An 18,610-nucleotide genomic window follows, 5' to 3' on the forward strand; every position below is an offset into this window, starting at 1 on the left:
AAAATCGCGGGCGGTGACCGGCCCCAGGGGGCGGGGCCGGTCACCTTTATCGGGGCGGAGTGGAGCTTGGGGGCGCGGCTACTTGACCGAGCCCAGCGACAGGCCCTGCACGAGCTTGTCCTGCGCCGCGAAGCCGGCCACGAGCACGGGCAGCGAGACCACGAAGGCGGCCGCGCACAGCTGGGCCAGGAACAGGCCCTGGCTGGTGACGAAGCTGGTCAGGAAGACCGGGGAGGTCTCCGCGACGGTCGCGGTGAGCACCCGGGCGAAGAGCAGCTCGTTCCAGCTGAAGATGAAGCAGATCAGCGCGGTCGCCGCGATGCCCGGCAGGACCACCGGGGCGATCACCGAGCGCAGCGTACGGGCCAGGCCCGCGCCGTCCATCGACGCGGCCTCGAGCATCTCGACCGGCACCTCGGACAGGAACGAGTGCATCATCCAGACCGCGATCGGCAGGTTCATCGAGGTGTAGAAGACGATCAGCAGCCAGATGTTGTCGAGCAGGCCGGCGTACTGGGCGAACAGGTACAGCGGCAGCAGGCCGGCGACGACCGGCAGCATCTTGGTGGACAGGAAGAAGAACAGCACGTCGGTCCACTTGCGCACCGGCTTGATGGACAGCGCGTACGCGGCGGGGAACGCCAGCAGCAGCACCAGGACCGTGGACAGGATGCTGGCGGTGAGCGAGTTGAGCAGCGGCGGCCACGGGCTCGCGGCGCCGGAGAAGAACTCGCGGTAGCCCTCCAGGGTCAGCGGGGCGAGGACCGCGGGCGGGTTGGTCGCGGCGTCGGCCTCGCTGTGGAACGAGGTCAGCACCATCCAGAGCACCGGCAGCACGAACAGCAGGCCGACGACCCAGGCCAGCAGGCTGAGCCACGGCCCGCCACGGTCCCGGCGCCGCGGCGCCGTCGGTGTCAGAGTGCTCATCGGCCCGAGTCCTCCCTGAACAGCGACGAAACCGTCCGAAGCGCGAACGTCGCGATGATGATCGTGGCGACGACCACGACCACCGCGGCCGCCGAGGCCCGGCCGTAGTCGTGCGCCTGATAGAAGATCTGATAGATCGTGTACGGCAGGTTCGCCGTGCCCAGGCCGCCGGACGTGATGGTGAAGACGGCGTCGAAGGTCTGTACCACGTAGATCGAGCCGAGCAGCGCGCCGAGCTCGAGGTAGCGGCGCAGGTGCGGCAGCGTCATGCTGCGGAAGATCTGCCAGCCGCCGGCGCCGTCGATGCGCGCCGCCTCGACCACGTCCAGCGGCCGGCTCTGCAGTCCGGCCAGCAGGATCAGCATCATGAACGGCGTCCACTGCCAGACCAGCGAGAAGATGATCGACCACAGTGGCATGTTGCTGATCCAGTCCGGCTGCGGCGGGTCGTCGGAGCCGAACACGCCCCAGATCCAGGTCAGCGCGCCGTTGAAGAGGCCGTACTCGGGGTTGTAGAGCGCGTGCTTCCAGAGCAGCGCCGCCGCGACCGGCACGACCAGGAACGGCGCGATCATCATGGTGCGGACCGCGCCGCGCCCCCGGAACTTACGGTCCAGCAGCAGCGCGATGCCCAGCCCGAGCACCAGGCTGATCAGCACGACGCCGACGGTGAGCAGGATCGTCGTCGCCACCGCGTCGCGCATGTTGACGTCGGTGAACACCCGCCGGAAGTTGTCGAAGCCGGCGAAGCCGCGCTCCTGCGGGTAGTAGGCGTTCCAGTCCATGAACGAGATGCCCAGGGTCACCACGAACGGCAGCTGGGTCACGATGATCATGAAGACCAGGGCGGGCAGCAGCGGCGCGCGGCGGGACCAGGCCGCGGCGCGCCGGGCCGCGCCGGGCGGGCGCACGGGGGCGCTGCCGACCTGCCCCTCGCCGGCCTTCTCGGCCACGGATGTCATGTCGCTACGCCTCCCTGTCGTCAGCCGTTCTCGCGGGATCGATAGCGTTCGGCGACGTCGTCGGCCAAGGGCTGACCGCGCTCGAGGGCCTCGTCGACGGTCATCTGCCCGGCGATGGCCGAGCTCACGTACTGCGACACCTGGGTGCCGAGGTCGGTGAACTCGGGGATGCCGACGAACTGGATGCCGATGGCCGGCCGCGGCTGCACGCCGGGGTTGCGCGGGTCGGCGCTGGAGATCGCCTGCTCGGTCGGCGCCGCGAACGCCGACGCCTCCTTGAGGTAGTCCGGGTTGTCGTAGGTCGACCCGCGCTTGCCGGCGGGCACCCGGGACCAGCCGAGCTGGGCGCCGACCAGCTCCTCGTACTCGCGGCCGGACGCCCAGGAGATGAACCGCCAGGCGTTGTCCTTCTTCTCGCTGGCCTGCTGGATGCTCCAGGACCAGGCGTAGAGCCAGCCCGAGCTCGCGGTCTTCTCCACCGGCGCGGCGACGTAGCCCATCTTGCCCTTGACCGGCGAGTCCGCGGCCTCGAGCGAGCCGGCGGCGCTGGTCGCGTCGTACCACATCGCGACGTTGCCCTGGATCAGGTTGTTGAGGCACTCGGTGAAGCCGGCCTGCGGCGCGCCGGTCTCGCCGTGCGCGCGGACCAGGTCGACGTAGAACTGGGTGGCCCGCCGGAACTCGGGCGCGTCGACCTGTGCGTTCCAGTCCTCGTCGAACCAGGTGCCGCCGAACGTGTTCACCACCGTGGTGAGCGGCGCGAAGAGCTGGCCCCAGCCGGGCTGGCCGCGCAGGCAGATGCCGGCCATGCCGGGCTGCTTGCCGTCGACCTGCGCGGCGATGGCGGCGACCTGCTGCCAGGTCGGCTTCGCCGGCATCTGGATGCCCTGCGCGTCGAGGACGTCCTTGCGGTACATCAGGAACGAGGACTCGCCGTAGAACGGCTCGCCGTACAGCTTGCCGTCGTCGGCGGTCAGCGACTTGGTCATCGGCGGCAGGATGTCCGCCTGGTCGAACCCGGTGTCGGAAGCGACGTAGTCGTCCAGCGGGGCGATCCACTCGCTCCGGGCGTAGATCGGGATCTCGAAGTTGCTCAGCGAGGCGACGTCGTACTGGCCGGCCTGGCTGGAGAACTCCTGACTGATCTTGTCACGGACGTCGTTCTCCGGCAGCACGGTGAAGTTGACCCGGATGCCGGTCTTCGCGGTGAAGTTCTCGGCCGTCAGCCGTTGCAGATCGATCATCTGAGGGTTGTTGACCATCAGCACGTCGATGCTGTTCGCGTCGTCCGACCCGCCGCCGCCTCCGCCCCAGCCCGCGCATCCGGTGAGCGCCGCCGCGAGCAGCACCGCGACCGCTCCCGACGTGACCGCACGAGACATAGGGGCCTCCCCGGCGAGGCGGAACGAACAGGACAACTGTGACGCCGGTTACACAACCGACCTCAGTAGATGCCTGTGATCGACACTCTGTCAACAACTCATCACACGATGTTGCATATATGAGTATCGAAGTTGCCCGAACCGTCCTCAGGCGACGCGGGCGGACCGGCCCCGGACCGAGACCACGTCGCCGGGATGCAGCTGCCGGCCGCGCCGGGTGTCGACCTCGCCGTTGACCGTCACGTCGCCGACAGTGATCAGAATCTTGGCCTCACCCCCGGTGTCGATGAGGTCCGCAAGCTTCAGGAACTGTCCGAGTCTGATCATGTCGCTGTCGATCGGCACGTCACGCATGCCGACCATCATGCCGAACTCGCGGAAAAAAGTTCCTCGCGGTTGAACCATTCGGGCCCGTGATCCGAACTAACCCTCGTGAGGCATCTCGTGAAGCACCGCCGGGCGGGCGTACTGGCCGTCGCCGTCGCCGCGGGCGTGCTGTGTGCGGCGTCCCCCGCCGCCGCCGACGTGACGGTCAGCCCGCCGACCGCGCCGCAGGGCGGCGGCGCCGACGTGACGTTCCAGGTGAAGAACACGGCGCAGAGCGCGATCACCCGGGTGAAGCTGCTGCTCCCCGCCGACCTGCCGGTCGCCGAGGTCTACCCCCTCTCGGTGAACGACTGGGCGCCGCAGATCGTCAACCGGCCTCTCGACAAACCGATGCTCGGCCTGCACGGCAACAGCCAGGTCAACGAGGCCGCCGCGGCGATCACCTGGATCGCGATGCCCGGCAAGGCGCTCGCCCCGGGCCGCTCGACGGACCTGGTGGTCGCCATGGGCCCGCTGCCGACCACCACACAGATGACCTTCAAGGTCGAGGCGACGTACGCGGACCCGGCCAAGGGCGCGCCGCTGCCGCCGGTGGTGCTCACGCTCACCCCGGCTCCGGCCGGGCAGGACGCGGCCGGCCACAACGGCGGGCACTCCGGCACCGGCACCGACGAGCTCGACCCGGCCGTGATCGAGGCGCTGCTCGAGGCCGATGACGGCCCGGGCTTCTGGACCGTCGCGGGCTGGGTCGTCGCCGCCCTGGCCGTCGCCGCCGGCGCGATCGCGGTGCTGCGGTCCCGTCGCCGGGGCGAGACCACCGGCGAGGAGCCCGAGGCGGGCGACGACGACGCCGGGGACAAGGAACTGGTCGGCGCGGCGAAGGCGCCGCGGGTGACCGCCTGGAGCTACCAGGACGGTCCGGGCGACTGATAGACGTCCCGCGCAGGTGGGCGCGGGTGTGTCGTGCTGATGCGCGTGGGGCGCGGAACACGACCGGCGGGTGGGGTCAAGGGCAAGACCCACGACCTGCATAGAGCGGGGCGGGAAGGTTCGGCTTCCCGCTCCGCTCAGCTCTTTACACCGCGACCGTTCGGGGCGTCTTGAGCGCGTCGATGATCTCGGCGAGCACCTGGGCCGAGTCCTCGTGCGAGACCTGGCAGGTGCCGGCCGCGAGGTGGCCGCCGCCGCCGTAGCGGAGCATCACCTCGCCGATGTCGACCGGGGACGAGCGGTCGAGGATCGACTTGCCGCACGCGAAGACCGTGTTGATCCGCTGCCGGCCCCAGATGATGTGCACCGACACCCGGGCCTCGGGGTAGAGCGCGTACACCATGAAGCGGTTGCCCGCGTGGATCGTCTCCTCCTCGCGCAGGTCGACCACGACGACGTCGCCGTCGACGTGACTCACCCGGCGCAGCTGCTCCACGAACATCGCCGAGCAGTCGTGGTACAGCTCCGAGCGCTCCTTGACGTCGCGCAGTTCGAGGATCTCGTCCACACCCTGCAGCTGGAGACAGGCGTCGATGAGCAGCATCATCAGCTGGTAGTTCGAGATCCGGAACTCGCGGAAGCGGCCGAGGCCGGTCCGGCTGTCCATCAGGAAGTTGAGCAGCGTCCAGCCCTGCGGGTTGAGGATGTCGTCGAGGGAGTAGTCCGCGGAGTCGGCCTGGTCGACGGCGCGCATGAGCTCGTCCGAGATCTCCGGGAAGCGCTCCGCCCCGCCGTAGTAGTCGTAGATGACCCGCGCCGCCGAGGGCGCGTCCGGGTCGATGATGTGGTTCGAGCGGTCGCCCTGGTTACGCAGAGTCTCGGAGTGATGGTGGTCGAACACCATGTGCGCGCCGGGCGCGAACGGCAGATTGGTCAGGATGTCACGGTCGGTGATGGCGATCGCGCCGTCCTGCACGTCCTTGGGGTGCACGAAGGTGATGTCGTCGATCATGTCGAGCACGCGCAGCAACACGGCGCAGACCAGACCGTCGAAGTCGCTGCGGGTCACGAGCCGGTACTTCACGAGCAATCTCCCTCTGCCGATTGGCACCTTACTCCCCAGTTTGCCACTTTTGCAGCTAGGGGCCTGGTCGCATCGGCGTACGGGTTTGATCCGGCGCCCCTCGCGCTGCGTAAAGTTCACACGGAAGCTTCACGCAACGCGGTCGGAGGAAGACCTGACGATGGACACCGTTCCCCAGCTCGCACAGGACCGCAACGCACCGCCCGCCACCCTGGTCATCTTCGGCGCCTCCGGCGACCTCACCCGCCGCAAGCTGCTGCCGGCCGTCGAGAGCCTCGCCCGGCACAACCGGCTGCCCGGCGAGTTCGCCCTGGTCGGCGTCGCCCGCACGCCGATGGAGGACCAGCAGTTCGCCGAGAGCGCGCTCGGCACCCGCAGCCTGGCGGACAAGCCGCAGCTGCAGGGCGGCATCCGGTACGTGACGGGCGGCTACGACAGCCCGGAGACCTACAAGCGCCTGGCCGAGGTGCTCGACGACCTCGACGCCACCCGCGGCACGTCCGGCAACCGGATCTACTACCTCTCCACCCCCGCCGAGGCCTTCGAGCCGGTCATCAAGGGCCTGGCCGGCGCCGGCCTGAACCACCCCCGGGAGGGCTCCTTCGCCCGGCTGGTCATCGAGAAGCCCTACGGCAACGACCTGCGGACGGCCAACGAGCTGGACGGCATCGTGCACGCCGCCTTCGACGAGCCGCAGGTCTTCCGCATCGACCACTACCTGGGCAAGGACACCGTCCAGAACGTGCTCGCGCTGCGCTTCGCCAACGCGATCTTCCAGCCCATCTGGAACCGCTCGTGGGTCGACCACGTGCAGATCACGGTCGCGGAGACGCTCGGCGTCGGCACCCGGGGCGGCTTCTACGAGCACGCCGGCGCGATGCGCGACATCGTGCAGAACCACGTGCTGCAGGTCCTCGCGCTGGCCCTGATGGAGCCCCCGGCGTCGTTCGACGCGGAGGGGCTGCGCAACGAGAAGGTCAAGCTGCTGCAGGCGATCCGGCTGCCCACCGACCGCGACATCGCCGACCTGGCGGTCCGCGGCCAGTACACCCGCGGCGGCACCCGCGAGGACCTGATGGCCGGCTACCGCGAGGAGGTCGGCGTCGACCCGCTGTCGCGCACCGAGACGTACGCGGCGATGCGGCTCAACGTCGACAACTGGCGCTGGGCCGGGGTGCCGTTCTATGTGCGTACCGGAAAGCGGTTGCCCGCCCGGGTGACCGAGGTCGCGCTGCAGTTCCAGCGGCCGCCGCACCTGCCGATCCCGACCAACCAGCTCACCGAGCTGGACGCGGACGCGCTGATCCTGCGGATCCAGCCGAACGAGGGCATCTCGCTGCGCTTCGGCGCGAAGGTGCCCGGGCACTCGTTCCGGGTGCGCACGGCGAGCATGGACTTCTCGTACGAGCAGACGTTCCGCGAGGAGTCGCCGGAGGCGTACGAGCGGCTGCTGCTCGACGCGCTGCTCGGCGACCCCACGCTGTTCATCCGCACCGACGAGGTCGAGCAGTGCTGGCGGATCGTCGATCCGATCATCGAGCACTGGAAGAACGACAATTCGCCGATCCCCACTTACGAGGCGGCCTCCTGGGGGCCGACCGACGCCGACCGGCTCATCGGCCGCAGCGGCCGGAAGTGGCGCAACGCGATCTGAGCGGCCGGCACTACTGCGCCGATCGGGCCTTCAGGATCTCCAGGGCCCGGTCGGCGTGCTCGTTCATGTTCCGCTCGCTGTGCACGACCTCCAGCACCGTACGGTCGGTGTCGATCACGAAGGTCATCCGCCGGATGCTCAGCGGGCCGAGCGGCAGCTTGCGCTTCACGCCGTACGCCTCGGCCACCGTGCTCTCGTTGTCGGAGAGCAGGGGGTAGTCGAAGCCGTGCAGGTCGGCGAACTTCTTCTGCTTGCCGACGGCGTCGCGGCTGATCCCGATCCGCTGCGCGCCGGCCTGCGCGTACTCCGCGGCGAGGTCCCGGAAGTTGCAGGCCTCGGCGGTGCAGCCGCTGGTCATCGCGGCGGGATAGAAGAACAGGACCACCGGGCCGTCGGCGAGCAGCGTGCTCAGCCGGCGCGGATTGCCGTCCTGGTCGGATAGTTCGAAGTCGGGGGCGACATCACCCTTGTCGATGCTCATTTGATCAAGGTACCGCTACCGGTTGCCACCGGCGACCGCTGCCGGCCCCAGGGCTCCGCGGCGCTCTTGTCGGCGCCCGCGCAACCAGACAAGATCGACGGAACAGGCCTTAGGGTGGAGACACCCGCCGATACTCCCCCGGATCCCCCGGCTGACCCCTGCCCCCCGAGGAAAGCGACGCCGCCATGCAGGTCTCGGTCGCCCACCACCCGCCCAACACGGCCGTTCTGACGCTGCGCGGCTCCCTCGACATCGACACCGCCGCGTCGCTCAAGGCCAACCTCGGCCGGCTCGTCGAACGCCCGGCCCCGCGCCTCGTCGTCGATCTCTCGGGGCTCGACTTCTGCGACTCGATGGGCATCGGCGTGCTGGTCACGGCGCACGGCCGGGCCACGGAACGCGGCGGCTGGGTCCGGCTCGCCGCGCCCTCGGGGTTCCTGCGCCGCCTGCTCGACACCCTCGGGCTGACCGACTACATGTCACTGCACGCCGACGTCGCGACCGCGCTCAAGGAATGAAAATGGGGGCGCCCCGGGTCACCGGGACGCCCCCACTCCTGCCGAAACGTCAGCTGGTGACGCCGAAGACGATCCGGCCCAGCGTGTCCTCCGTGCCGATGAAGCCCTCGGCCGGGCTGAACGGACTGTCGCCGAAGTCGACGTCGACGTCGTCCGCGGTGCCGCCGACGCCGTCCGGGCCGACGCCGAAGAGCACGTCGAAGTTGGCGCCGCCCGAGTCCATCACGTTGGGGATGTCGTCGGAGTTGTCGGTGTGGAAGTCGCCGAAGAAGTGGCCCGCCTCGTGCGCGGTCACGTTGCCGACGGCCTGGCCGACGAAGGCGATCCGGTCGCTGTCCGCGGTCAGGTAGGTGTTCAGCGAGGCCGGGCCGCCGGCCGGGTCACTGAGCACGTCCTGCAGCACCAGGGCGGTCTCCTCGGTCTCGAAGTTGCCCGGGTCGATGCTCTGCGCGATGCCGATCGTGCTGACGCCGGACTCGTCGATCGTGCCGCCGATGACGACGCGGCTGACGTTCTTCTGGCCCCACGGGTCCGCGTGGTCCTTGCTGTTGAGGATCTTCAGCTTGAACCGGTTGTTGAGACCGCTGTCGATCAGGTCCTGCTTGAGGCTCTCGGTGACGCTGGCGACCACCGCGTCGATCACCTCGTCCTCCTGCACGCTGGGGATGCCCCACAGCGCGAGGAACGCCGAGAACGGGCTGAGCTGCACGTTGCCCGTTCCGCCGAAGACACCCGTGTTGACCCGGGCACCGTCGAAGTCCAGGTACAGCGTCTGCACCGGCTTCGCGCCCTGCAGGACCGGCCGGTACGCCTCGACGGTGATGTCGTAGGAGCCGCTGCCCTGCGCGACGGCGACGTAGTGCCAGCCGGCCTTGGTCGCCACGTAGTCGGTGACCGCGTTGCCGCCGCCGGGCAGCAGCGAGTCCATCGGGTAGATGAAGCTGGCATCCTGGTCGGAGCCGTGCACCTCGCGCGGGACGGTGTCGTAGACCGTCAGGTACGCCGGGGAGCCCTTCACCGAGGCGCCGAGCACGTCGCCGGCCTTGAGCTTGACCGCGAAGAAGTCGCTGTCGTCCGAGGCCTCCGTGATGGTGACCGTGTAGGGGCCCTCGCTCGCGCCGCCGTCGCCGCTGGCCGGGTCGAACGGGTCGGCGGGCAGGCCGCTGTAGGCCGCGACGATCGCGTAGAAGGTGCCGGTGGCCGGGACCTTGTACTGCATCAGGCTGTCGAAGCCGCCGCCCGAGTCGTCGTTGGAGGCGACGATCGTGCCGTCCGGGGTGTAGAGCGCGACCAGGGTGTCCAGGGCGCCGGTCGGCGTGGCGGTCTGCACCTTCACGACCTGGCCGGCGGTGGCCTGAAGCTTGTAGAAGTCGAAGTCGTTGGTGCCGGTGCCGGCCGAGCCGTGCGGCCCGTCGCCGATCACGGCGTTGGTGACGATCCCGGACCGGACCGTGCCGATGCCGGTGTCGCCGGCGAGGGTGATGGACCCGTCGTCCTCCGGGTTCGGCGGCCGGACGACGGTGGTGACCGTCTCGGGGTCGAGCTGGCCCAGGATGCGGATCGCGGAGTTCTGCGCGGCCCCGGTGCCGAAGTTCTTGATCAGCTGGGCGGACGCGGGATTGTCGTTGGAGCCCCGGGTGCCGTCCGGCTCCGCCTCATCGACGACCACCGCGGCCGCGGCGGCCTTGGCGGCCGCGGCCGGCGTGCCGGCGAGGGCCTTCAGGCGGGCGGCGGCCTTCGCCGAGGCCTGCTTCTTCAGGTACGTCGCCCAGCCGCTGTAGTCGGCCTTCGACGCGTCGGGCAGCAGGGACAGGAACGGGTTCGGGCCGGCCGGCTTGGTGCCCGGTTTGGCCTTGTCGGCCACCGGCAGGCCGGCGTCGACGGATGCCTTGTCGGCGGGGCTCAGCCCCGGGTCGGTCAGGATTGGAGCGGCCGGCGCCGCGCCCGCGGTGAGCGCAACGAGTCCGAGCACGACAGCTCCGACGGTCGCGATGCTTCGTCGCATCAGTGATCCCCCTTCAGCGCGTCCGGGCCCCCCGCCGCGGACGGCACTGGGGACGCTACTGAAGATGTCGATCAATATCTAGGGCTGTCAATGAGCTGTAAAAGGTGTTAGGAACGCCCACATTCGCGCCCGTTCCAAATGGTGGAATGTATATCGAGAATGCTCGATACCATTCACCGAATAGCGGTGATACGGCGGCATTGTTCGTAATCCACGAAATCTGCGGGCGCGGCCCGCCGCCGCCTCCGGTGTACGGGAGGCGGACCGCTCGATCGCGGGCCTACAGCGCGCCGCGCACCCGGGCGAGCGCCGCGACCGCGGCGCCCCGGGCGCCGGCCATGTCCAGGTCCGGCACCAGCGCGAACGTCGCCGCCGCCTGCTGCTCGGCGCGGAGCTGGGTGTGCTCGCGCACCGTGTTCAGGAACCACTGCCGGAAGTGCGGCGCCGCCTCGACCACGCCGCCGCCGAGGAAGTAGGCGGCCGGATCGGTGAAGTTCGCCGCGATCGTGAACAGCTTGCCGATCGCGCGCGCCTGCTGGCCGAAGACCGCGAGCGCGAGCGGGTCCTCGCGCTCGCCGTACCCGCGCAGCAGCTTGGCCGCCTTCTTGATCGACTCATTGGCGAGCGGGTGGTCGGGGAACCGCTTCAGCCAGTACGGCAGCAGGTTGTTGGTGATGCCGGTCAGCGACGCGATGCTCTCCACGTCGCCCTCGAAGCCGCAGTTGCACCGCGGCACCGGCTGGTCGGCCTCCAGCACGCCGTGCAGCGGGATCTGCACGTGGCCCAGCTCGCCCGCCATGCCGACCGCGCCGCCGATGACCTTGCCGTCCTCCACCACGCCGCCGCCGAGGCCGGTGCCGACGATCGCCGACACCGACGAGCGCTGCGGCGCCTCGGCGCCGAAGTGCCGGTGGTGTGCGTAGAGCGCCGCCGCGTTGGCGTCGTTGTTGTAGATCACCGGCAGGCCGATGCGCGCCTCGAGGGCGCCGCGGATGTCGAAGCCGTGCCAGGAGAGCTGGGAGAAGTTCGTCGAGCCCTTCGAGGAGATCACCCCGTCGGCGCTCGCCGGGCCCGGCGTGTCCAGGCCGACGGCGCGGACCAGCGTCATCGGGGTGCTGGTCATGGAGAGGATGCCGTGGAACGCCTCGGCTAGCTGTTCGACCGCGGCCTGCGGGCCGTCGGTCACCAGACTGGGGCTCTCCACCATCTGATCGACGAGATACTGGCCCGTCGCGTCCAGCACGGTCGCATTGTTGCAGGTGCCGCCGTTGTCGAGGCCAACAACCACCCAGGACGCCGGGGTCCGCACCACATCGATCTGATCCACACGGCTGAGCGTACGTGCGGACCCGCCGGTAGGCGACGGGTGCGCGCCGATTGCAGGCAGGTTGCCAGCGGCCGAACGGACGCTGGACGGCCGGAAACGCGCCGAAGTGCCCGGTATGACGACGAAGCCGGAGACCACCCGCCGCGCCGTTCTCGGTGGTGCCGTGGCGGTGGCCGTGACCACCGCCGGGGGCCTGGCCCTCGAGGCCGCGCTGGCCGCGCCCGCCGCCGCCGCGACCCCGGAGCCGGCCGGCCTCGTGTCCACCGACCCGCTCGCGCACCTGCTGCGCCGGGCGACCTTCGGCCCGACCCCGGCCGCCCTCGCCGAGATCACCAAGCTCGGCGCGGCCGGCTGGCTGGACCGCCAGCTCGCCCCCGCCAAGATCGACGATGCCGCGCTGGACGCGCTGCTGACCCGCCTCCCGCTGGCCGGCGCCGGCATCGCGACCGTCCGGGCCAAGCTGCCCCTGCACTCGTACGAGGCGTTCGGTCAGCTGGGCCGCGCCACGATCGCCCGGGCGATCTGGAGCAACCGGCAGCTGTTCGAGACGACCGCCGCGTTCTGGGCCAACCACCTGCACGTCACCGCGCCGTCCAGCGGGGTGTGGGACAGCCGGACCGACTACGACGTCTCGGTGATCCGCAAGCACGCCTTCGGCCGCTTCGCCGACATGCTCAAGGCCGCCGCCCGGCACCCGGCGATGCTCACGTACCTGGACAACCGGTCGTCGACCAAGGCCCTGCCGAACGAGAACTACGCCCGCGAGCTGATGGAGCTGCACACCGTCGGCATGAAGTACAGCGAGGCGGACGTGCAGGCCGCGGCGAAGCTGCTCACCGGGCTGACCGTCGGCAAGGACGGCACCTACCTGTACGCGGCGGACAAGCACGCCACCGGTGCCGTGCGGATCCTCGGCTTCAGCCACGCGAACGCCACCGCCGCGGGCGGCGAGGCGGCCGTGCTGGCGTTCCTCGACTACCTGGCCAGGCACCAGGCGACCGCCGAGCGCGTCGCCACCAAGCTGTGCGTCCGCTTCGTCGCCGACGAGGCGCCGCCGACGCTGGTCGCCAAGCTCGCGAAGGTGTACCTGGACAACGACACGGCCGTCGTACCGGTGCTGAGGGCCCTGTTCACCTCGCCGGAGTTCGCCGCCTCGATCGGGCAGAAGGTCCGCACGCCGTTCGAGGACCTGGCCGCGACGGTCCGGGCGCTCGGCCTCGGCCCCGAGGCCTCGGGTGTCAAGGCGCTCGACGCGCTCTACAACAACCTGGTCAACGCCGGGAACGCGCCGGCGCGCTGGAGCCCGCCGAACGGCTTCCCGGACGTCGCGGCCGCCTGGGCCTCGCCGTCCGGTTTCGTCCTGCGTTGCAACAACCACCTGAACCTCGCGGCCGGCTGGTACCCCAAGGGGCTCACCCGCCCCGCCGACCTGCTCAAGGCGCTGGTGCCGAGCCTGCCCGCGACCTACGGCGCCCTGGTGGACGCCCTGGCCCGGCGCCTGATCGGCACCTCGCTGCCCGCCGACCACGTCGCCGCCGTGCTAAGCGTTGCCGGAAAGTTGCCGACGAGTCCTCTGACCAGCAATGACAAGTCGGTGGCCGGGAGCCTGCCGTATCTGGTCGCCCTCGTGCTCGATTCGCCCTCGTTCCAGGTGAGGTGAAGACATGACCGCACAGGCGTGCTGCGACGAGAACACCAGACTGCTGAGCCGCCGCGGGCTGCTGGGCCGCGGCCTGGCCGCCGGCGCGACCGGAGCCCTGGCCGGCCTCGTCGGCGAAGGGCTGTCGACCCGGGTGGCGTTCGCGGCCGGCGGGTACACCGGCGACACGCTGGTCGTGCTGTCGCTGCGGGGCGGTTTCGACGGCCTGTCGGCGATCGCGCCCATCGGCGACCCGGAGTACTACAAGGCCCGCCCGGCGATCGCCCTGCCGAAGAGCCAGGCGATCGGCGGCGACGCCATGTTCGGCCTGCACCCGGCGCTGGCACCGCTGCTGTCCATGTGGAAGGGCGGCAGCCTGGCCGCGGTGCACGCGGTCGGTCAGCCCAACCCGACGCGCTCGCACTTCGCGGCGATGGAGGAGATGGAGCGCGCGGCCGCCGGCACGTCGACGCGCACCGGCTGGCTGGACCGGATGCTCGGGATGACCGGCGCCACCGGCCCGCTCGCCGGCGTCTCGCTCGGCACCGCGATGCCCTCCCGCCTCTTCACCGGCCCGTCCGCCGACATCTCGATGGCGACCGTCGACGGCCTGGCCCTGGCCGGCGAGAGCGACAAGCGCCCGATGGCCGCGGCGCTGCGCAAGATGTACGCCTCGGCCCCCGTCCTGTTGGCGGCGCCGGCACGGGCGGCGGACTCGGCTCTGACGGCGACGGCCGGGCTGCGCGCCACGGCGTATGCGCCGGCGAACGGCGCCGCGTACCCGTCGACGCCGCTGGGTGCCGCGCTGCGCGACGTGGCGCGCATGATCAAGGCGAAGGCGGGGCTGGCCGTCGCCGCGGTCGACTGCGGCGACTGGGACATGCACGAGGGCCTCGGCACGGCGGTCAAGGGCCAGCGCATGTACGACAACCTGTTCGAGACGGCGAACGCCCTGGCCGCGTTCGCGGCCGACCTGGGCCCGGCCGGGATGGCGAACGTGACGCTGCTGACGGTGAGCGAGTTCGGCCGCCGGGTGGCGGAGAACGGCTCCCGCGGCGCCGACCACGGGCACGGCAACGCGATGCTGCTCATGGGCGGCGGAGTCCGGGGCGGCAAGGTGTACGGCAAGTGGCCGGGCCTGTCCGCGGGCGCTCTGGTCGCCGGCGACCTCGCCGCGACGACCGACTACCGCGCGGTCATCGGCGAGATCCTGCAGAAGCGCTGCGGCTTCGGGTCGCTGAAGGACGTCTTCCCGGACGTCGCCCCGGCATCGCTCGGGCTGGCCGCCGCCCGCTGAGCCGGACGGCGGCCCCGGTGCGGCCGCCGCGTTCGGCGGGCCGCACCGGGTTCGACGTCAGCGCGCGACGCCGGCGCGGCGCTTGCTCCACACGTCGAGCGCGACCGCCAGCAGCAGGACGCCGCCCTTGACGTACATGACCGTCTGCACCTCGGCGCCGATCAGCGACATGCCGTTGTTGATCACGCCCATGAGCAGGCCGCCGGTGATCGCGCCGACGACCTTGCCGACGCCGCCCTGCACCGCCGCGCCGCCGACGAAGGCCGCCGCGATCGCGTCGAGCTCGAACGTGTTGCCCGCCGTCGGGCCGGCCTGGTTCAGCCGGCCGGCGAAGATGACGCCGGCCAGCGCCGCCAGGACGCCCATGTTGACGAAGAGCCAGAAGATCACCGACTTGACCTTGACGCCGGAGAGCGTCGCGGCCTGCAGGTTGCCGCCGACCGCGTAGATCTGCCGGCCGAAGACCGCCCGGTTGGTGAGCACCGAGTACGCGATGACCAGGAAGGCCAGCAGCACCAGCACCCAGGGCAGGTTCTTGTACCGGGCCAGCTGCGTCACCACGACGATGACCAGGATCGACGGCACCGCCATCTTGGCGATGAACAGCGGCATCGCGTCGACGGCCTGGCCGTACTGCTGGCGGCCCGCCCGGGCGCGCCACTGGGTGAAGACGATGCCCGCGACGGCGAGCAGCCCGACCAGCAGGCTGAACAGGTCCGCGCCGCCGAGCACGCCGAGACCGATGTTGCCCAGGTAGCCCTCGGTGAAACCGTTCGCCATCGTGCGTACCGGGTCCGGGAACGGGCCGATGCCGCGGTTGCCCAGCACGGAGAACGTCGCCGCCCGGAACAGCAGCATGCCGGCCAGGGTGACGATGAAGGCCGGGATGCCGAAGTAGGCGACCCAGTAGCCCTGCCAGGCGCCGATGATGCCGCCGACCACCAGCGTGATCAGCAGCGCGAGCGGCCACGCCACGTGAAAGTTGACCATCAGGTCCGCGGCGACCGCGCCGCAGACCGCGACGACGGAGCCGACCGACAGGTCGATGTGACCGGCGATGATGATCAGGATCATCCCGATCGCCAGGATCAGGATGTAGGAGTTCTGCACGACGATGTTGCTGATGTTCTGCGGCGCCAGCAGGTCACCGTCGGTGAGCACGGTGAACACCACGACGAAGATGGCGAAGGCGATGTAGATACCGCTCTGGCGCAGGTTCAGGCTGAACTTGCGGGGCGAGTCCCCGGTCGGCCCGGCCGGTGCGCCCGGCGTGGCGTCCACCGCGAGGTCGGCGTTGGTGGGTGCGACAGACATCGCGGTTACTCCGTTCCCTTGGTCATGAGCGTCATCAGGCCTTCCTGGGTGGCCTCGTGCCGCGGCACGTCGCCGGTGATCCGGCCCGCCGACAGCGTGTAGATGCGATCGCAGATGCCGAGCAGCTCCGGCAGCTCCGAGGAGATGACCAAAATCGCCTTACCTTCGTCCGCCAGGCGGTTGATGATCGTATAGATCTCGTACTTGGCGCCGACGTCGATGCCGCGGGTCGGCTCGTCCAGGATCAGCACGTCGGGGTTCGTGAAGATCCACTTGGACAGCACGACCTTCTGCTGGTTACCGCCGGAGAGCTTGCCGGTGATGCTCAGCACGCTCGGCGCCTTGATGTTCATGCTCGTGCGGAAGTCGCCGGCGACCTTGTATTCCTCGTTCTCGTCCACCAGGCCGCGCTTGGCGAGCTTGCCGAGGGCCGCCGCGGAGATGTTGCGCTTGATGTCCTCGATCAGGTTCAGGCCGAACCGCTTGCGGTCCTCCGTCGCGTACGCGATGCCGTTCTTGATCGCGTCACGCACGGTCCGCAGGTGGATCTCCCTGCCGTCCTTGAAGATCCGCCCCGAGATGCCGGTGCCGTACGAGCGGCCGAAGACGCTCATGGCCAGCTCGGTGCGGCCGGCGCCCATCAGCCCGGCCAGCCCGACGATCTCGCCGCGGCGCAGGCTCAGGTTGGCGTTGCGGACCACCACGCGGCCGTGCTGGGTGGGGCTGTGCACGGTCCAGTCCTCGATCCGCAGCCCCTCCTCGCCGATCCGCGACTCGTGCGGCGGGTACCGGTGGTCCAGGTCGCGCCCGACCATGCCCGAGATGATCTTGTCTTCGGTGACCTCGTCGGCGACCAGATCCATCGTGGTGATGGTGCGGCCGTCGCGCAGGATGGTCACCCGGTCGGCGATCGCCATGACCTCGTTGAGCTTGTGCGAGATGATCACGCAGGTGATGCCGTGGTCGCGCAGTCCGCGCAGCAGGCCGAGCAGGTGCGCCGAGTCCTCGTCGTTGAGCGCCGCGGTCGGCTCGTCGAGGATGAGCAGCCGCACCTCCTTGGAGAGCGCCTTGGCGATCTCGACCAGCTGCTGCTTGCCGACGCCGAGGTCGATGATCGGGGTGACCGGGTTCTCCCGCAGCCCGACCCGCTCCAGCAGCTGACCCGCGGCGTGGTTGGTGCGGTTCCAGTCGATCAGGCCGCGGGTGGCCTGCTCGTTGCCGAGGAAGATGTTCTCGGCGATGGACAGCTGCGGCGCCAGCGCCAGCTCCTGGTGGATGATGACGATGCCGCGGTGCTCGCTGTCGCGGATGCCGCCGAAGCTGCACGGCTCGCCCTCGAACGTGATCTCTCCGTCGTAGGAGCCGTGCGGGTAGACCCCGGAGAGGACCTTCATCAGGGTCGACTTGCCGGCGCCGTTCTCGCCGCAGATCGCGTGGATCTCGCCGCGGCGTACGGACAGATTGACGTCCTGGAGCGCCTTGACCCCGGGAAACGTCTTGGTGATGTCCTGCATCTGCAGGATGGTGTCGCTCATGCTCATCCCCCAGGGTCGGCACGCGAAGGGACCGGCGCCCGCCGCTGAGAGCTCAGCGGCGGGCGCCGGTTCGGATCACTGGAGGTCCGACGCCTGGTAGTAGCCCGACGCCACGAGCTCCTTCTCGTAGTTCGACTTGTAGATGATGACCGAGTCGAGCAGCTGCGCGGGGACGACCTTCACGCCGTTGTCGTAGTCCTTGTCGTTGTTCGTCTGCGGCTTCTCGCCCTTGAGGACCGCGTCGGCCATCTGGACGGTGGTGTCCGCGAGCTTGCGGGTGTCCTTGTAGATGGTCGCGAACTGCTCACCCGCGATGATCGACTTCACCGAGGCGACCTCGGCGTCCTGGCCGGTGACGACCGGGTAGGGCTGGCCGCTGGTGCCGTAGCCGCTGCTCTTGAGCGCCGACAGGATGCCGATGGACAGGCCGTCGTACGGCGACAGCACGCCGTCGACCTTGACGCCGCCCTTGTAGGTGGAGGTCAGCAGGTCCTCCATGCGCTTCTGCGCGGTCTCCGGCTTCCAGCGCAGGATGGCGACCTGCTTGAAGTCGGTCTGACCGCTCTTGACGACCAGGGTCTTGGCGTCGATGTAGGGCTGCAGGACCGACATCGCGCCGTTGAAGAAGAAGGTGGCGTTGTTGTCGTCCGGCGAGCCGGCGAACAGCTCGACGTTGAACGGGCCCTTGGCGTCGCCCTTGGTGGTGCCGTCCTCCTTCAGCAGCTTCAGGCCGACCAGCAGCGAGGTGGCCTGCTGCACGCCGACCTTGAAGTTGTCGAAGGTGGCGTAGTAGTCCACGTTCGGGCTGTCGCGGATCAGCCGGTCGTAGGCGATGACCGGGATGTTCTTCTCCTTGGCGCTCTGCAGCTGCGTGGTGATCGCCGTGCCGTCGATGGACGCGATGATCAGCAGCTTGGCGCCGCGGGTGATCTGGTTGTCGAGCTGGTTGACCTGGGTGGGGATGTCGTCCTCGGCGTACTGCAGGTCGACCTTGTAGCCCTTGGCCTCGAGCTGCTTCTTGAGGTTGTCGCCGTCGCCGATCCACCGCTCGGAGGAGCGCGTCGGCATGGTGACGCCGACGAGCGCGCCGCTGTTGTCGCCGGTGCCGGTGTCCTGGTCGGCCGTCTTCTCACTCGAACCGCAGGCGGCCATGGCCGCCGCCAGCGTCATGGCCGTGGCCACCGACGCGAGTCGGGTCAACTTCATCGATCTCTCCTTGCGATGGGGG

General features: G+C 69.9%; 16 protein-coding genes. 5 read left to right on the forward strand and 11 right to left on the reverse strand.

Annotation, left to right across the window (positions count from 1 at the left end; all coding sequences use genetic code 11):
- Positions 1-78: 78 nt before the first annotated feature.
- From ACIBSW_RS07760 to ACIBSW_RS07775, 4 genes are all read right to left on the reverse strand, one after another.
- Entirely contained in the window at positions 79-927 is an 849-nt protein-coding gene (locus ACIBSW_RS07760) for a carbohydrate ABC transporter permease (protein ID WP_354728382.1), read from the reverse strand.
- Complete coding sequence (locus ACIBSW_RS07765) at positions 924-1,889, reverse strand: sugar ABC transporter permease (protein ID WP_354728380.1); 966 nt, start codon at positions 1,887-1,889, stop codon at positions 924-926. The genes ACIBSW_RS07760 and ACIBSW_RS07765 overlap by 4 nt, the downstream gene beginning before the upstream one ends.
- 20 nt (positions 1,890-1,909) lie before the next feature.
- Entirely contained in the window at positions 1,910-3,271 is a 1,362-nt protein-coding gene (locus ACIBSW_RS07770; RefSeq protein WP_354728378.1) for a sugar ABC transporter substrate-binding protein, read from the reverse strand.
- Between the two features lie 147 nt (positions 3,272-3,418).
- Positions 3,419-3,625, reverse strand: coding sequence for an RNA-binding S4 domain-containing protein (locus ACIBSW_RS07775; RefSeq protein WP_354728377.1), 207 nt, complete (start codon positions 3,623-3,625; stop codon positions 3,419-3,421).
- 78 nt (positions 3,626-3,703) lie between these two features.
- Here ACIBSW_RS07775 and ACIBSW_RS07780 point away from each other — a divergent pair, with 78 nt between their 5' ends.
- Positions 3,704-4,528 carry a DUF1775 domain-containing protein gene (locus ACIBSW_RS07780; protein WP_354728375.1) on the forward strand — a complete coding sequence of 275 codons (825 nt, stop codon included), beginning with the start codon at positions 3,704-3,706 and terminating at the stop codon, positions 4,526-4,528.
- Between the two features lie 145 nt (positions 4,529-4,673).
- Here ACIBSW_RS07780 and ACIBSW_RS07785 read toward each other — a convergent pair whose 3' ends face one another.
- Positions 4,674-5,612: an exopolyphosphatase gene (locus tag ACIBSW_RS07785; RefSeq protein ID WP_354728373.1), complete on the reverse strand. Its 939-nt coding sequence runs from the start codon at positions 5,610-5,612 to the stop codon at positions 4,674-4,676.
- A gap of 160 nt (positions 5,613-5,772) precedes the next feature.
- Between ACIBSW_RS07785 and zwf the strand changes: the two genes are divergently transcribed.
- Positions 5,773-7,266 (forward strand): glucose-6-phosphate dehydrogenase, encoded by a 1,494-nt coding sequence (gene zwf / locus ACIBSW_RS07790; RefSeq protein WP_354728371.1) that lies wholly within the window; start codon positions 5,773-5,775, stop codon positions 7,264-7,266.
- Between the two features lie 10 nt (positions 7,267-7,276).
- On the opposite strand, the gene ACIBSW_RS07795 is transcribed toward zwf, so the two are convergent.
- Positions 7,277-7,747 (reverse strand): peroxiredoxin, encoded by a 471-nt coding sequence (locus ACIBSW_RS07795; RefSeq protein ID WP_354728369.1) that lies wholly within the window; start codon positions 7,745-7,747, stop codon positions 7,277-7,279.
- A 185-nt stretch (positions 7,748-7,932) separates the two neighbouring features.
- Between ACIBSW_RS07795 and ACIBSW_RS07800 the strand changes: the two genes are divergently transcribed.
- Positions 7,933-8,265 carry an STAS domain-containing protein gene (locus ACIBSW_RS07800; protein WP_354728367.1) on the forward strand — a complete coding sequence of 111 codons (333 nt, stop codon included), beginning with the start codon at positions 7,933-7,935 and terminating at the stop codon, positions 8,263-8,265.
- 49 nt (positions 8,266-8,314) lie between these two features.
- Here the strand turns inward: ACIBSW_RS07800 and ACIBSW_RS07805 are convergent, their stop codons facing one another.
- Both ACIBSW_RS07805 and ACIBSW_RS07810 read right to left on the reverse strand, forming a co-directional pair.
- Positions 8,315-10,270, reverse strand: a complete 1,956-nt coding sequence (locus ACIBSW_RS07805; RefSeq protein ID WP_354728365.1) for a PPC domain-containing protein — start codon at positions 10,268-10,270, stop codon at positions 8,315-8,317.
- Between the two features lie 280 nt (positions 10,271-10,550).
- The gene (locus ACIBSW_RS07810; protein WP_354728363.1) at positions 10,551-11,597 is read right to left on the reverse strand and encodes an ROK family protein; all 1,047 of its coding nucleotides are present in this window, start codon (positions 11,595-11,597) and stop codon (positions 10,551-10,553) included.
- 115 nt (positions 11,598-11,712) lie between these two features.
- On the opposite strand from ACIBSW_RS07810, the gene ACIBSW_RS07815 reads away from it, so the two are divergent.
- Together ACIBSW_RS07815 and ACIBSW_RS07820 are read left to right on the forward strand one after the other, a co-directional pair.
- Complete coding sequence (locus tag ACIBSW_RS07815; protein WP_354728362.1) at positions 11,713-13,257, forward strand: DUF1800 domain-containing protein; 1,545 nt, start codon at positions 11,713-11,715, stop codon at positions 13,255-13,257.
- Positions 13,258-13,261: 4 nt separating this feature from the next.
- Positions 13,262-14,533, forward strand: coding sequence for a DUF1501 domain-containing protein (locus ACIBSW_RS07820; protein ID WP_354728361.1), 1,272 nt, complete (start codon positions 13,262-13,264; stop codon positions 14,531-14,533).
- A gap of 57 nt (positions 14,534-14,590) precedes the next feature.
- Here the strand turns inward: ACIBSW_RS07820 and mmsB are convergent, their stop codons facing one another.
- The 3 genes from mmsB to chvE form a co-directional block, all read right to left on the reverse strand.
- Positions 14,591-15,847, reverse strand: coding sequence for a multiple monosaccharide ABC transporter permease (mmsB, locus tag ACIBSW_RS07825; protein ID WP_354730769.1), 1,257 nt, complete (start codon positions 15,845-15,847; stop codon positions 14,591-14,593).
- A gap of 5 nt (positions 15,848-15,852) precedes the next feature.
- Entirely contained in the window at positions 15,853-17,382 is a 1,530-nt protein-coding gene (gene mmsA / locus ACIBSW_RS07830) for a multiple monosaccharide ABC transporter ATP-binding protein (protein ID WP_354730767.1), read from the reverse strand.
- Between the two features lie 75 nt (positions 17,383-17,457).
- Positions 17,458-18,588 (reverse strand): multiple monosaccharide ABC transporter substrate-binding protein, encoded by a 1,131-nt coding sequence (chvE, locus tag ACIBSW_RS07835; RefSeq protein ID WP_354730014.1) that lies wholly within the window; start codon positions 18,586-18,588, stop codon positions 17,458-17,460.
- Between the last annotated feature and the right edge of the window lie 22 nt (positions 18,589-18,610).

It is taken from the genome of Actinoplanes sp. NPDC049668 (assembly GCF_044465445.1).
In the GTDB taxonomy this organism is placed as follows: domain Bacteria; phylum Actinomycetota; class Actinomycetes; order Mycobacteriales; family Micromonosporaceae; genus Actinoplanes.

What these genes read in the sequence shown, in the direction of transcription:
- ACIBSW_RS07760 (WP_354728382.1), bottom strand. Translation starts at nt 927, where the DNA reads ATGAGCACTCTGACACCGACGGCGCCGCGGCGCCGGGACCGTGGCGGG.
- ACIBSW_RS07765 (WP_354728380.1), bottom strand. Translation starts at nt 1,889, where the DNA reads ATGACATCCGTGGCCGAGAAGGCCGGCGAGGGGCAGGTCGGCAGCGCC.
- ACIBSW_RS07770 (WP_354728378.1), bottom strand. Translation starts at nt 3,271, where the DNA reads ATGTCTCGTGCGGTCACGTCGGGAGCGGTCGCGGTGCTGCTCGCGGCG.
- ACIBSW_RS07775 (WP_354728377.1), bottom strand. Translation starts at nt 3,625, where the DNA reads ATGCGTGACGTGCCGATCGACAGCGACATGATCAGACTCGGACAGTTC.
- zwf (WP_354728371.1), top strand. Translation starts at nt 5,773, where the DNA reads ATGGACACCGTTCCCCAGCTCGCACAGGACCGCAACGCACCGCCCGCC.
- ACIBSW_RS07795 (WP_354728369.1), bottom strand. Translation starts at nt 7,747, where the DNA reads ATGAGCATCGACAAGGGTGATGTCGCCCCCGACTTCGAACTATCCGAC.
- ACIBSW_RS07800 (WP_354728367.1), top strand. Translation starts at nt 7,933, where the DNA reads ATGCAGGTCTCGGTCGCCCACCACCCGCCCAACACGGCCGTTCTGACG.
- ACIBSW_RS07805 (WP_354728365.1), bottom strand. Translation starts at nt 10,270, where the DNA reads ATGCGACGAAGCATCGCGACCGTCGGAGCTGTCGTGCTCGGACTCGTT.
- ACIBSW_RS07815 (WP_354728362.1), top strand. Translation starts at nt 11,713, where the DNA reads ATGACGACGAAGCCGGAGACCACCCGCCGCGCCGTTCTCGGTGGTGCC.
- ACIBSW_RS07820 (WP_354728361.1), top strand. Translation starts at nt 13,262, where the DNA reads ATGACCGCACAGGCGTGCTGCGACGAGAACACCAGACTGCTGAGCCGC.
- mmsB (WP_354730769.1), bottom strand. Translation starts at nt 15,847, where the DNA reads ATGTCTGTCGCACCCACCAACGCCGACCTCGCGGTGGACGCCACGCCG.
- mmsA (WP_354730767.1), bottom strand. Translation starts at nt 17,382, where the DNA reads ATGAGCGACACCATCCTGCAGATGCAGGACATCACCAAGACGTTTCCC.
- chvE (WP_354730014.1), bottom strand. Translation starts at nt 18,588, where the DNA reads ATGAAGTTGACCCGACTCGCGTCGGTGGCCACGGCCATGACGCTGGCG.